General features: G+C 69.3%; 9 protein-coding genes and 3 tRNA genes. 9 read left to right on the top strand and 3 right to left on the bottom strand.

What is annotated here, in order from left to right:
• The 5 genes from ABD481_RS32575 to ABD481_RS32555 form a co-directional block, all read left to right on the top strand.
• Positions 1–672: SDR family NAD(P)-dependent oxidoreductase (locus ABD481_RS32575; RefSeq protein ID WP_344669659.1), on the top strand; the 672-nt coding region annotated here is incomplete at its 5' end.
• Between the two features lie 41 nt (positions 673–713).
• A complete protein-coding gene (locus ABD481_RS32570; RefSeq protein ID WP_344669658.1) occupies positions 714–1,772 on the top strand; it encodes a threonine aldolase family protein in 1,059 nt (352 codons plus the stop codon).
• 307 nt (positions 1,773–2,079) lie between these two features.
• Positions 2,080–2,156: transfer RNA gene (locus ABD481_RS32565), tRNA-Leu, on the top strand.
• A 30-nt stretch (positions 2,157–2,186) separates the two neighbouring features.
• A tRNA-Leu gene (locus ABD481_RS32560) sits at positions 2,187–2,270 on the top strand.
• A 46-nt stretch (positions 2,271–2,316) separates the two neighbouring features.
• Positions 2,317–2,394: transfer RNA gene (locus ABD481_RS32555), tRNA-Cys, on the top strand.
• A 45-nt stretch (positions 2,395–2,439) separates the two neighbouring features.
• Here the strand turns inward: ABD481_RS32555 and ABD481_RS32550 are convergent.
• On the bottom strand, positions 2,440–4,704 hold the full coding sequence (locus tag ABD481_RS32550) for a WD40 repeat domain-containing serine/threonine protein kinase (protein ID WP_344669665.1): 2,265 nt from the start codon (positions 4,702–4,704) through the stop codon (positions 2,440–2,442).
• A gap of 149 nt (positions 4,705–4,853) precedes the next feature.
• Here ABD481_RS32550 and ABD481_RS32545 point away from each other — a divergent pair, with 149 nt between their 5' ends.
• A complete protein-coding gene (locus ABD481_RS32545) occupies positions 4,854–5,156 on the top strand; it encodes a DUF1905 domain-containing protein (RefSeq protein WP_344669657.1) in 303 nt (100 codons plus the stop codon).
• A gap of 1 nt (position 5,157) precedes the next feature.
• Here the strand turns inward: ABD481_RS32545 and ABD481_RS32540 are convergent, their stop codons facing one another.
• Complete coding sequence (locus ABD481_RS32540) at positions 5,158–5,847, bottom strand: GNAT family N-acetyltransferase (protein ID WP_344669656.1); 690 nt, start codon at positions 5,845–5,847, stop codon at positions 5,158–5,160.
• Positions 5,848–6,084: 237 nt separating this feature from the next.
• Between ABD481_RS32540 and ABD481_RS32535 the strand changes: the two genes are divergently transcribed.
• A complete protein-coding gene (locus ABD481_RS32535) occupies positions 6,085–7,290 on the top strand; it encodes an alpha/beta hydrolase family protein (RefSeq protein WP_344669655.1) in 1,206 nt (401 codons plus the stop codon).
• A 157-nt stretch (positions 7,291–7,447) separates the two neighbouring features.
• Entirely contained in the window at positions 7,448–10,336 is a 2,889-nt protein-coding gene (ngcE, locus tag ABD481_RS32530) for an N-acetylglucosamine/diacetylchitobiose ABC transporter substrate-binding protein (RefSeq protein WP_344669654.1), read from the top strand.
• 16 nt (positions 10,337–10,352) lie between these two features.
• On the opposite strand, the gene ABD481_RS32525 is transcribed toward ngcE, so the two are convergent.
• Positions 10,353–11,021 carry a TetR/AcrR family transcriptional regulator gene (locus ABD481_RS32525; RefSeq protein ID WP_344669653.1) on the bottom strand — a complete coding sequence of 223 codons (669 nt, stop codon included), beginning with the start codon at positions 11,019–11,021 and terminating at the stop codon, positions 10,353–10,355.
• Positions 11,022–11,087: 66 nt separating this feature from the next.
• Here ABD481_RS32525 and ABD481_RS32520 point away from each other — a divergent pair, with 66 nt between their 5' ends.
• On the top strand, positions 11,088–11,930 hold the full coding sequence (locus ABD481_RS32520; RefSeq protein WP_344669652.1) for an alpha/beta fold hydrolase: 843 nt from the start codon (positions 11,088–11,090) through the stop codon (positions 11,928–11,930).
• Positions 11,931–11,946: the final 16 nt, after the last annotated feature.

Raw genomic sequence — 11,946 nt, 5'->3', positions numbered from 1 at the left:
GCCGGCGGCGGTGCCGGCGGTGCCGTGGTGCGCGCCCTGACCGCCGCCGGGGCCACCGTCCTGGCCGTGGACGCCGGCGCCGACCACGCCGAGCGCGGCGCCGCCGCGGCCGTGGCCCCGGACCGCGCCGTCCCGGCCGTGGTCGACCTGCTCGACTTCGAGGCCACCCAGGCCTTCGCCGCGACCGTGCTGGCCGAGCACGGCCGGGTGGACGGCCTGGTCCACCTGGTCGGCGGCTGGCGCGGCTCGAAGTCCTTCGGCGAGACCAAGCTGGAGGACTGGGACCTGCTGCACCGGCTGCTGATCCAGACCACCCAGCACACCTCGCTAGCCTTCGCCGAGGCGCTCGCCGCCGGCGACGGCCGCTTCGTCCTGGTCTCGGCCACCGCGGCCGCGGCCCCCACGGCCGGCAACGCCGCCTACGGCGCCGCCAAGGCCGCCGCCGAGGCCTGGACGCTGGCCCTGGCCGACCAGTTCGCCAAGGACGGCGGCACCGCCGCGGCGCTGGTGCTGGTCGTCAAGGCCCTGCTGACCGACGCCATGCGCGAGGCCAAGCCGGACGGCAAGTTCCCGGGCTACACCCACGTCGACGACCTCGCCGCCGAGATCGCCGCCGCCTGGGACCGCCCGGCCGCCGACCTCAACGGCACCCGCGTCCGCCTGGCGCCCTGACCCGTGCCCGTCCCGCCCGCCCGCACCCGAATAGGAACGCCGTGACCATCACCCGCCGCCACGACCCCGAACACCGCGGCTTCGCCAGCGACAACTACGCCGGGATCCACCCCGAGGTCCTGGAGGCGATCGCGGTCGCCAACGGGGGCCACCAGATCTCCTACGGCGAGGACGTCTACACCGAGCACCTCCAGGAGGTGTTCCGCGGCCACTTCGGCGAGCGTGCCGAGGCCTTCCCGGTCTTCAACGGCACCGGGGCCAACGTGGTGGCCCTGGACGCGATGAGCGAGCGCTGGGGCTCGGTGATCGCCGCCGGCACCGCGCACATCAACGTCGACGAGTGCGGCGCCCCGGAGAAGATGGGCGGCCTGAAGCTGCTCACCGTCGACACCCCCGACGGCAAGCTCACCCCGGACCTGATCGACACCCACGCCTGGGGCTGGGGCGACCAGCACCGCGCGCAGCCCCTGGTCGTGGCCATCACCCAGAGCACCGAGCTCGGCACCTGCTACACCCCCGAGGAGATCAAGGCCATCTGCGACCACGCCCACGAGCGCGGCATGAAGGTCTTCCTCGACGGCTCCCGCCTCTCCAACGCCGCCGCCACCCTCCAGCGGCCCTTCCGCGAGTTCACCACCGACGCCGGCGTCGACGTCCTCACCTTCGGCGGCACCAAGAGCGGCCTGCTGGCGGGGGAGTGCGTCGTGCTCCTCAACCCCGAGGCCGCCCACGGGGTGATGTACCTGCGCAAGCTGTCGATGCAGCTGGCCTCCAAGATGCGCTTCCTGTCGGCCCAGTTCGAAGCCCTCCTCGGCGGCGACCTGTGGCTCCGCAACGCCTCCCACGCCAACGCGATGGCCCAGCGCCTGGCCGCCGCCGTCCGCGACATCCCGGGCCTGCGCCTCACCCAGGAGGTCCAGGCCAACGCGGTCTTCGCGATCCTGCCCCCGGAGGTCACCGAGCGCCTCCAGAAGCACTTCCGCTTCTACACCTGGGACGAGCACACCGGCGAGGTCCGCTGGATGTGCTCCTTCGACACCACCGAGGCCGACATCGACGCCTTCGCGGCGGCGGTGCGCGACGAGATGAAGGCGGCTTGATCGGGGTTTGATCGGGGCGTGATCGCCGGCGATCGGGGCCCGACCGCCGGCGAGGCACCGCCGATTAAATCGGTTGTCCGATCAACGGCGCCCCGCCACACTTAAACGCAGACGAACCGAAGCCGAGATCGGAAGGAAGGCAAGGCCATGACCGTCGCAGCGACCCGACTGTGCGTCCTCCGGTGCCTGTGCCTTATCAGCCTTCCGGAGGAGATCTCGGCCTGACCGTCAGCACCACCTGACGGTCCCAGAGGCCGCCCGCCGGAAGAAACCCCGGCGGGCGGCCTCTTTGTGTCACCCCGACCAAGCTTCCGTAGCCCAATTGGTAGAGGCCCGGCGTTCAGAGCGCCGGAAGTGCGGGTTCGAATCCCGCCGGAAGCACCAGGCGCCGCGCACTTCCCCGCGCGGCACCGAGCACCCGTGCTGGAACTGGAATACAGCCCGGTCTGAGAAGCCGGGGCCCGCGAGGGCATGTGGGTTCGATCCCCATCGGGTGCACAGCGGCACGCTGCTACGGCCCTCACCGGACCCGGCGTGCCGTCGAGACCCGGGGCCTCATTCCGACGGCTCGGGAGGGCGGCTGCAACCCGCTTGGTTACCGGTTCGACTCCGGCCCGGGTCTCTTCTCGGATCAGCGGTCTGCGTTCTCGCAGACGCTATTGAGGCTTCATTGGGGCTTCGGCACCTGCCACAGGGTTATGGTGCCGTCGCCGTTGGCGATCGCCAGCGTGCGGCTGTCGGGGCTGAACGCGACCATGTTGATGATGGAAGCAGTGCTGGGCAGACTCGCGACGATCTTGAGCGTCGAGGGGTCCCAGACGACGACGGAGGCCGCGTTGGCGCCCCCGCCGGCCAGGCTGCGGCCGTCCGGGCTGAAGGCGATGCCGCTGAGGGCGCCGGAGGTGTACGGCGTCGGGAGGCTGAGATTGTCGCTGATCTTCGTGAGGCCGGCCACCGCCCACAGGCTTTGGCCTGTCTCGTTCGAGTCGATGGCCAGCATGTGGTCGTCGGGGCTGAAGGCCAGAGCCGTGACACTGTTGATCTCGATGGGCGAGCGGATCTGGGCTTGGGTCGCGACGTTCCAGAGGCGGACATAGCGGGTGTGGCTGTCGTGGTCTCCGGTACCGCCGGTGGCGAGGATCTTTCCGTCGGAGCTGAAGGCCACGGCCCGGATCGTCGTTGCCCAGGTACCGCCCGGATCGGTCGGGTCCCCGATGGTCTTGCCGAACTGGCGGCCGTCCGGAACGGTCCACAGCCGAACGAGATCCTCGTCGTAGCCGGCGGCGAGGAGTGTTCCATCGGGGCTGAATGCCAGAGAGCGCACGTTGTTGCCCTCTGACGGCGTCATGGGCACGCCGATCCGCTTGCGGGAGGCCGTGTCCCACAGGGTGATGGTGTCGTCGCCGGGGTCGACACTGGCGGTGGCCAGGATGCGGGTGTCGCGGGTCAACGCCATCGAGCCGGCATCGGCTGTGAATGCGCTGCCGGTCTCCTTCAGGGTTTTTGTGTTCCAGAGCTGGACGTTGCCGGTTGATGTCCTGGTGAAGACGGTTTGGCCGTCGGCACTGAACGCGACGTCCTGGACGCTGTAGAGGCCGTTCTGCGTGTCGGTGAGGACGGTTATGGTGCGGGGATCCGCTGGATTGGGCGTGGGGGAGCTCGGCGCGGTCGGGGCTGTGGTTGTGGTCGTGGTCGGTGTGGTGCCGGAGGTCGAGGGCGATGTGGGCGCGGCGGGGCCCTTCGTGTGGGGCGAGTGCGTCGGCGAAGGCCACAAGCTCTTGACCGCGACACCGGTCGCGCCGACTGCCAGGATGCCGATCGTGAGGGCCGAGCGGCGAGTGAGATGGCGGGTGTCGGTGCTGGTCGAAGGAGGTGCTGCTGCCGGCTCCGGAATCGCCTCCGCATCGAGAGTGAGGGCGGGTTCGGTGGCGACTGAAGCAGAGGGGACTGGCGTGTCGGCGCTGTCGCTGCTGCTGTCGTCGTCGCTGTCGTCGTCGCTGTACCGCGACAGCACCTCGTCGATCGCAGAGTTCTGTGCGTCGATGAGGCTGTACACGGCAGCAGGCCACGGCTTTGACGTCGGAGCCAGCGTCCCGATCTCGGCCAGTATCCCCGCCGGGTCGGGCCGGGCGGCCGGGTCCTTGGCCAGGCAGGAGGCGACCAGCGCTCTCAGCCGCGGGTGCACCGCGTCCAGATCCGGCTCCTGGTGGACCACGTTGTAGAGAATCTGTGGCACTCCCGGCCCCCGGAACAGATCCTGCGCGGTGCAGGCCGCGAACAGGACAGCGCCGAGCGCGAAGACGTCGCTGGCGGCGGTCGCCGTCCTCCCCTCGGCCTGCTCCGGCGCCATGTAGCCCGGCGAACCGATCAGGAACCCGGTCCCGGTGACCGCGCTGCCGAATGGCTGGTCGGCGGCACGAGCGATACCGAAATCGATGACGCGCGGACCGTCCTCGGCGAGCAGGATGTTGGACGGCTTGAGATCCCGGTGCACCAAACCGACCCGATGCACCTCGATCAGAGCCCTGGCAAGCCCGGCCGCCAGCCGCCGCACAGCCTCGTACGGCAACGGCCCGCACTCCGCGAGAACCGAGGACAACGCCGGCCCCCGGACGAACACCGAGGCCAGCCACGGCGTCTCCGCATCCGCGTCGGCATCGACGACGGCGACGGTGTACGCGCCCGAGACCCGACGCGATGCGGCGACCTCGTGACGAAAACGCTTGCGAAAGTCCTTATCCGCAGCCAGCGCGGCATGCACAGTCTTCACCGCGACCAGACGCCCATCCCCACCACTGGCGAGCAACACCCGCCCCATACCCCCGCGCCCCAACTCGGCAATGACCCGATATTGCCCGACACGCCGCGCCTGATCAGCGCTTACTGCTTCCACATGACACCTCAGCCCCCGCCAACCACCGCTGATGTGCATCAGCATCCGGATACGACCATCATTTTTCCACCGAACCACGACCCCCGACAGGCCGATCACACAACTCGCCCGACCAAGCCCGGTGGTCCCCGACCGGCGCACCACCGCACCGACCCGATCCCGTCAGTCCGAAGTGCGATGCTGAGGGCATGATGCTCACGTTCGACGCCGACCTGTGGCTCTGGGACGCGCGGAAGGCCGACAGTTGGACCTTCGTCAGTGTGCCTGCCGACCTCAGCGAGGAGATTCGGGACCTGGTGAGCGGCCCACGGCGGGGCTTCGGGGCGGTGCGGGTGCGCGTCACCGTCGGCGACAGCAAGTGGGACACGTCGATCTTCCCGGACAGTGCGAATTCCTGCTATGTCCTGCCGATCAAGAAGGCCGTTCGCAAGGCCGAGGAGATCGAAGTGGGAGACACGGCGCACGTGGCCATCGAGCTCATCGACCTCTGACTCACGAGTTGAGGTGGAGCCACCAGGTGATGCCTTCGCCGATCGTGGTGAACCCGCAGCTGCGATAGAGAAGGCTGCCCTCCTCCGTCGCGTTCAGCACGACCCGCGACGCCCCGGCCTCCCGCGCGGCGGAACAGACCGTCCGCAGCAAGGCGGTCCCCAGCCCACGGCGGCGAAACCGAGGCCAGACCTCCATATCGAACACTCCGGCGATCCCGTCCGCGCCCCCGTCGTAGAACGACCACGCGCGCCCGGCGAACCGCCGCGGCCGGTCGGACGGCCTCACGTCGGCTGGTCGGTTATACGCAGCTGCGTACCAGGCCACCGACGGCTCCTGACGCGTCAGCCTCAGCCGATCACCGTAGTCGGCGTGTTCGCCCTCGTAATCGAGCGTCGTGGTCTGGAGCTCGACGCGGCCATCCCTGTCGCCTCCATCGGCCACAACCGCGGCCAGCGACGCCGCCATCCACCTGATCGCCCATCCGCGCTCGAAGCCGCACTCCCGCAGCGCCGACGCATCGACCCCCGTGTTGAGCCAAACCCCGACCGATGACCGTCCACGAGCCAGCGCGATCTGAACCCCGTGCCGGACCGCCGCCGTGTCGAGCTCGCGAGGAAACATCAGGTTCAAACCATCGGGACCATCCGTCCACGTCAGCGCCCCGTCATCCCACGACTCGCCACCGAGCACATCGGCCTGGGTCCGGAACCAGGAGGTCTGGACCCGCTCGCAATCCGCAACCATCACCCCAGCAGGCTAGTGCGGCGCCGCGTTGGTCCTTCGGGGGTTGCCGGTCGGCTGGGGGGTCGCATACTCCCGGCGGGTGACTCCGGATGGCTACGGTACTCCCCGAGGCCGACGCGCTACAGATCATTGACATCCGTGGGCTGATTCGAAGGCTGGGGTGTGGAACCTAGCGTCGATCCCATGAAACGCCATCGCCGCATCAGCGCTGTGACAGTCATGGCGCTCACCGCCCTCGCCACCGGGACCGGCGCCGGGTTCGCCGCCACGCCCACACCGTCGGCCACATCGGTGGCCAGGCAAGCGTTCGACGCCGCACTGGCCACGGCCACCGCGCCCACGCGCTCCTTCCAAGGCACGCTCCCCGCGCCGACCGGCCCCTACGCCGCCGGCGAGGACGTCATCCACCTCACCGATCGGAGCCGTCTCGATCCGTGGGTGCCGTCATCCGGCCCCCGCCAATTGACCGTCACGATGGTCTACCCGGCTGTCCCCGGGACCGGGACTCCGGCCCCTTATATGACCTTGGCCGAGGCAGCCGGACACATCCAGCAGGCGAAGATACCGGCGAGCTCCGGCCTCACCCCACAGAACGTTTCCAGCATCACCACTCACGCCTTCGACGGTGCGCGGCCGCACCGCGGCAAGTATCCGCTGGTGGTCCTCTCGCCCGGGTTCGGGGACCCGCGCATGGTGCTCACCGCGCTCGCGACCGACCTGGCCAGTCACGGCTTCATCGTCGCGCTCGTCGGCGACACCCACGGGGACAGCGGCGAGACGCTGGCGAACGGCGAGACACCGCCGTGCGCGATCTGCGATGACCCGACTCTCGACATGGACACGGTCACCGCCAGCCGCGCACTGGACGTGTCCTTCGTCATCGACCAGTTGACCCACGGCAATACCGCGTGGCCCCTGGCCCACCTGATCAACAAGCACGAGATCGGCATGGCCGGACACTCCATCGGCGGAGCGGCGGCCGCCACCACGATGATCGCCGACCCGCGAGTACTGGCCGGGGTGGACATGGACGGAAGCTTCTACCCGACCCCGATGCCCGGCCAGATCAACCGGCCGTTCCTCATGCTGGGCAGGGCCGGCGTCCACTCTGCCGGTGGTGGCGACCTTACGTGGGGCCAGGCCTGGGCCGCCCTCGGCGGCTACAAGAGGTGGCTGGCGGTCACCGGCGCCGACCACCCCAGCTTCACCGACGTGGACCTGCTCGAGCAGGAGGCCGGGTTCCCGACGCCGCCCCTGGACCCCGAACGTGGAATCGTGATCACGCGCGAGTACGTGACGGCGTTCTTCGACCAGACGCTGAAGGGGATTCACAGTCCGCTGCTGGACGGCCCCACGCCGAACAATCCGGAAGTGATCTTCCAGCCCTAGTGCAGCGCCGCGTTGATGCTTCGGGGGGTTCATGCGGCTTTGAGTGGGCTGCCGTCGTAGGTCCAGCGGTAGGGCTTGGCGTCGTGTTCGTCGTAGGCCAGGACGAAGGTATCGATGGCCGCGGCCAGTTCGTCGCAGGAGACGAACTGGCCGCGGCATGCCGCCCGCCGGCCACGCCCAAATCGACGCCGTCATCAACGGCGATGCTTCGGAAGCCCCGAAGACGCCCTCGACTGCGCCCTCGACTGCGCCGTCGGCCTCTACCTCGGCGACCCCGCCAACTGACCGGCAACTCCCGAAGGACCAACGCGGCGCTGCACTAGGGGCGGGGACCGACCCGACAGGGGCGTCCATCCGCGGCGGCTCCGCCAGCTCCCGCAACCGCCCGGTGACTCGGCGAATTCCTGTCTTTCGCGCCGGCCCCGCGTGGTGCAAGGATGTCTCCTCGAACTCGGGCGGTGCGATGATCTTTGGGGGCAGTATGGAGCCGTTGGGTCCGGGCGATCCGGTCCGGGTGGGCGGCTATGAGTTGTTGGGTCGTCTGGGGGCGGGCGGTATGGGGAAGGTGTACCAGGCGCGGTCGCCCGGTGGGCGGTTGGTGGCGGTGAAGGTGGTTCATGCCGATTTGGCGCGTGATCCCGGCTTTCGGCGGCGGTTCGCTGCTGAGGTGGAGGCGGCGCGGAGGGTCGGCGGGCACCACACGGCGGGGGTGGTGGACGCTGATCCGGGCGCCGATCCGCCGTGGTTGGTGACGTCGTTCGTGGCGGGGCCGTCGTTGGCGCGGGTGATCGAGCGGGACGGGCCGTTGGACGGCGCCGGGCTGCGGCGTCTGGGCGCGGGCCTGGCGGAGTCGCTGGTGGCGATCCACGCCTCGGGGCTGGTGCACCGGGATCTGAAGCCGTCGAACGTGCTCATGGCCGACGACGGCCCGCGAGTCATCGACTTCGGGATCGCCCGGGCCCTCGACGCGACCGCCATCACCCGCACCGACGTGGTGGTCGGCACGCCTGGGTTCATGGCGCCGGAGCAGATCGCCGGAGAGCCGATCGGCCCGCCGTGCGATGTGTTCTGCCTCGGTCAGCTGTTGTGCCACGCCGCGGGAGTCGCCCCGTTCGGCGAGGGTTCGGCGCAGGTGATGCTGTATCGGATCGTCAATCAGGAACCTGATCTCTCGACGGTCCCGGTGGAGCTGCGGCCGGTGGTCGCCGGTTGCCTGGCCAAGGACCCGAAGGAGCGGCCGACGGCGGCGCAAGTGCTGTCCTGGCTGACTGACGCGCCTGAGAGCGCGGCGATTGCGACGCCTGCGGTGCCCGCAAAGATCGCGGAGATCACAGAGATAGCGGTGATTGAGGCTGAAGGCGTTCCCTCGGGCGCGGTGGAGACGCCACCACCGCCGACTCTGGCTGCGTCACCTGCCACGCTGGCCGCATCCTCGCCGACCTGGCCCCCAACGCCGCCGACCGAAACCGCCCCGGCGCCGACCATCGCTGCACCATCCACCCCGCTGCCGAGTCTGCCCCACACCGAGCACTCGCTAAGCCCGGCGACCTCGCCCAACCTTCCTCGGCCGACTCGCCGCCGCCTCATAGCGGCAAGCGTCGGCCTGGTCGGCGCAGGCGGCGCGACCACCGCCTGGCTCCTAGGCCGCGGTTCCCCGACGACCCCGAGTGCCTCCAGCACGGCCACCAGCGGAGGAGGAACCGGCGGCGACACTGGAGGAGGAGCGGGCGGCGCAACCCCATCCGCCAGCACCGGCACCAGCCCGACCAACCCGTTCGCCGTCAAAAACTCCGACCCGCTCGACGTCTACATCTTCTCGGGCCTCTACGGCGCCGACTACGCCACGGACTTCGAGGACATGTACAAGTCGAAGTACCCCGGCGCCACGCTCACGCACGAGGGCTCCCAGGACGTCACCGGCGACCTCCAGCCCCGGTTCGACGCCGGCAACCCCCCGGACGTCATCGCCAACTCCGGCGCCAAAGAGCTCCAGCAGGCCGTGCTGTACAAGAACGGCCAGCTGGCCAACCTGGACAAGCTGCTGAACGCACCGTCGATCGACGATCCGACCAAGAAGGTCCGCGACATCCTGTTGCCCGGCACCGCCGAGATCGGCCTGATCGGCTCGAACATGTTCTCGCTGAACTACGCCCTCACCATCTGGGGCCTGTGGTACTCCAGCACGCTGTTCCAAAAGAACAACTGGCAGGTCCCGAAGACCTGGGACGACTTCATGACCTTGTGCGCCGCCATCAAGAGCACCGGTATCGCCCCGTTCTGCCACCAGGGCAAATATCCGTACTACATGATGGTGCCGCTGATGGACCTGGTCGCCAAGAACGGCGGCCCGGACGTGATGACGGCCATCGACAACCTGGAGCCGAACGCCTGGAAGTCCGACGCGGTCAAGAACTCCGTCGACGCCATCTACATGCTGGTGGACAAGGGCTACATGCTCCCCGGCACCGAGAACCTGACCCACATCGAGTCCCAAGCCCAGTGGAATCAGGGCAAAGCCGCGATCATCCCCTGCGGCTCGTGGCTGGAGGCCGAACAGCTGGCCACCACCCCGGCGGACTTCGGCATGGCGGTGTTCCCGATGCCCTCGCTCAGCGGGGACAAGTTGCCGCAGACCGCCGTCCGGTCCGAGGCCAGCGAGCCGTTCATCGTCCCGGCCAAGGCCAAGAACCAGGCCGGCGGCCTGGAGTTCCTGCGCCTCATGTGCTCCAAGGCCGGCGCCGCCTCCTTCGCGCAGAAGACCAACACGCTGCCGGTGGTCAAGGACGCCATCACGCCGGACCTCGCGGCCCGGCTCAAGCCGGGCCTGAAGTCCAGTCACGACCAGTACCAAGCGGCCAACGGCCACGTCTTCAACTGGTATCACTCGTACTGGTACAGCCAGATGCAGTCGGACCTCGACCTCGCCATGGGCCAGCTGATGTCCAGCACGATCAAGCCGGACGAGTTCATCAGACTGGCCCAGCAGGCCGCGGACAAGTGCGCGTCCGACTCCTCGATCCAGAAGTTCCGACGGCCCACTGGCTGACCGTGCCCGCGCCTGACTAGCCGACCCCGTCGGAGTCCGACGCGGCAGTCAGCAGCCCAGTAAGAACACTGCGAACGGCCTGAGCGAACGGGTCGCGCGGTGCGGCGTCGCCGGCCTTGGCCAGCGCGGCGAACAGGTGCGGATGCTGTTCAGGAGTGGCGGCGACCATGAACGGCTGCTGCGGCGCCGTGGCGCGGGCGAAGAGGGTGACGATGCCCGTCATCAGCCCGACGGCTTCGAGTTTCGACGTCGTCGGGCAGTCGACGGGTTCCAGCATCCACAGGCACCGGTCGAAGAAGTCCATCGTGTGCGGCCCGTACGAGAGATCGCGCTGCAAGGCATCGGGCAGCCAGGGGTGGTCGCGCATGTTGCCGAGCTGGAGCCGGGCGACGGCCACGAGGTCGTCGAGCCACGCTCCGGTCGGCTCGGCCGGCGAGAGCTCGGCGACGGCGGCGTCGACCATGAGGTCGAGCAGATCCTCGCGCGACTCCACATACCGGTAGAGCGAGGGCGCGGCGGTCCCCAGGGCGACCGCGACGGCCCGCATGGACACCGCGGCGAGGCCGCCCGCGTCGGCGATCCGGATGGCGGCGGCGGTGATGTCAGCACGGCCCAGCGAGGGGACGGGGCCACGTGCGCCGCGTTCGGGTCGGGTCCAGACGCTCGTGCGGTTCGCGGTGCTCACAGACATCAGTGTAAACTGCTAACACTGTTCGCAGTAATTGGGGTGTCACACCGGGAGGTCATGGACATGCGCGTACATTCGGCGGACGGCTCGCCCCTCACCGTCCACACAGTGGGCGACGGCCCCGGGATCGTGCTGCTGCACGGCGGGGGACTGCGCGAGAGCCACTACCGGCGACTCGCCAAGGCCCTGGCCGCCGGCGGGTTCGCCGTCCACCGCTACAACCGCCGCGGCCGTCCCGACACCGCGCCGGTGACCGGCGACGAGACGATCGCCACCGACGTGGAGGACCTGGCGGCCGTGCTCGCGGCCACTGGCGCGCGGAGTGCCTTCGGCCACAGCGGCGGCGGCTTCGTGGCGCTCCAGGCGGGCATGGCGTCGCAGACGGCTGCGATGCTGGACCGGATCGCCGTCTTCGACCCGGGGCTGTACATCGACGGCCGGCCGGCCGGCGGCTGGATCGACGAATTCGAACGCTGGGTCGCCGCGGGCGACTACGTCCACGCCTTCGCCGTGCTGACCAAATACACCTACCCGGACGACCTGAAGGGCAGGATGCCGTTCGGCATCGCAAAGATCTTCGGCAACCTCTTCTTCAAGACGCCGATCGGCAAGGACATGGCCGAGGTGATGCCGAGCTTCGGACCCGAGATCCGGCGCATCGCCGAATCCGAGGGCCCGGCCTCGAACTACGCGTCGATCAAAGCCAGAACCTTGCTGCTGGCGGGCACCAAGAGCCCCGGCTACTTCCTGGAGAACTGCCGTGCCGTCGCGGCGGAGCTCGCCGACGGGGAGGCCAGGGCCGTCAAGGGGAATCACACGCTGCCCAATGTCGCGGCCGCGTCCATCGTGAAGCCGCTGATCGCGTTCTTCGGGGAGGGGGTCTCGCCCGACCGCGAGGCTCGGTGACAGGCGTCGATCCCTG

Source organism: Catenulispora yoronensis (assembly GCF_039531695.1).
GTDB lineage: Bacteria > Actinomycetota > Actinomycetes > Streptomycetales > Catenulisporaceae > Catenulispora > Catenulispora yoronensis.
This window is presented reverse-complemented; position numbering and strand designations above follow the sequence as displayed.

Coding starts and splice junctions, on each gene's coding strand:
- ABD481_RS32520 (WP_344669652.1), top strand. CDS start 11,088: ATGCGCGTACATTCGGCGGACGGCTCGCCCCTCACCGTCCACACAGTG.
- ABD481_RS32535 (WP_344669655.1), top strand. CDS start 6,085: ATGAAACGCCATCGCCGCATCAGCGCTGTGACAGTCATGGCGCTCACC.
- ABD481_RS32550 (WP_344669665.1), bottom strand. CDS start 4,704: ATGCACATCAGCGGTGGTTGGCGGGGGCTGAGGTGTCATGTGGAAGCA.
- ABD481_RS32545 (WP_344669657.1), top strand. CDS start 4,854: ATGATGCTCACGTTCGACGCCGACCTGTGGCTCTGGGACGCGCGGAAG.
- ngcE (WP_344669654.1), top strand. CDS start 7,448: ATGCCGCCCGCCGGCCACGCCCAAATCGACGCCGTCATCAACGGCGAT.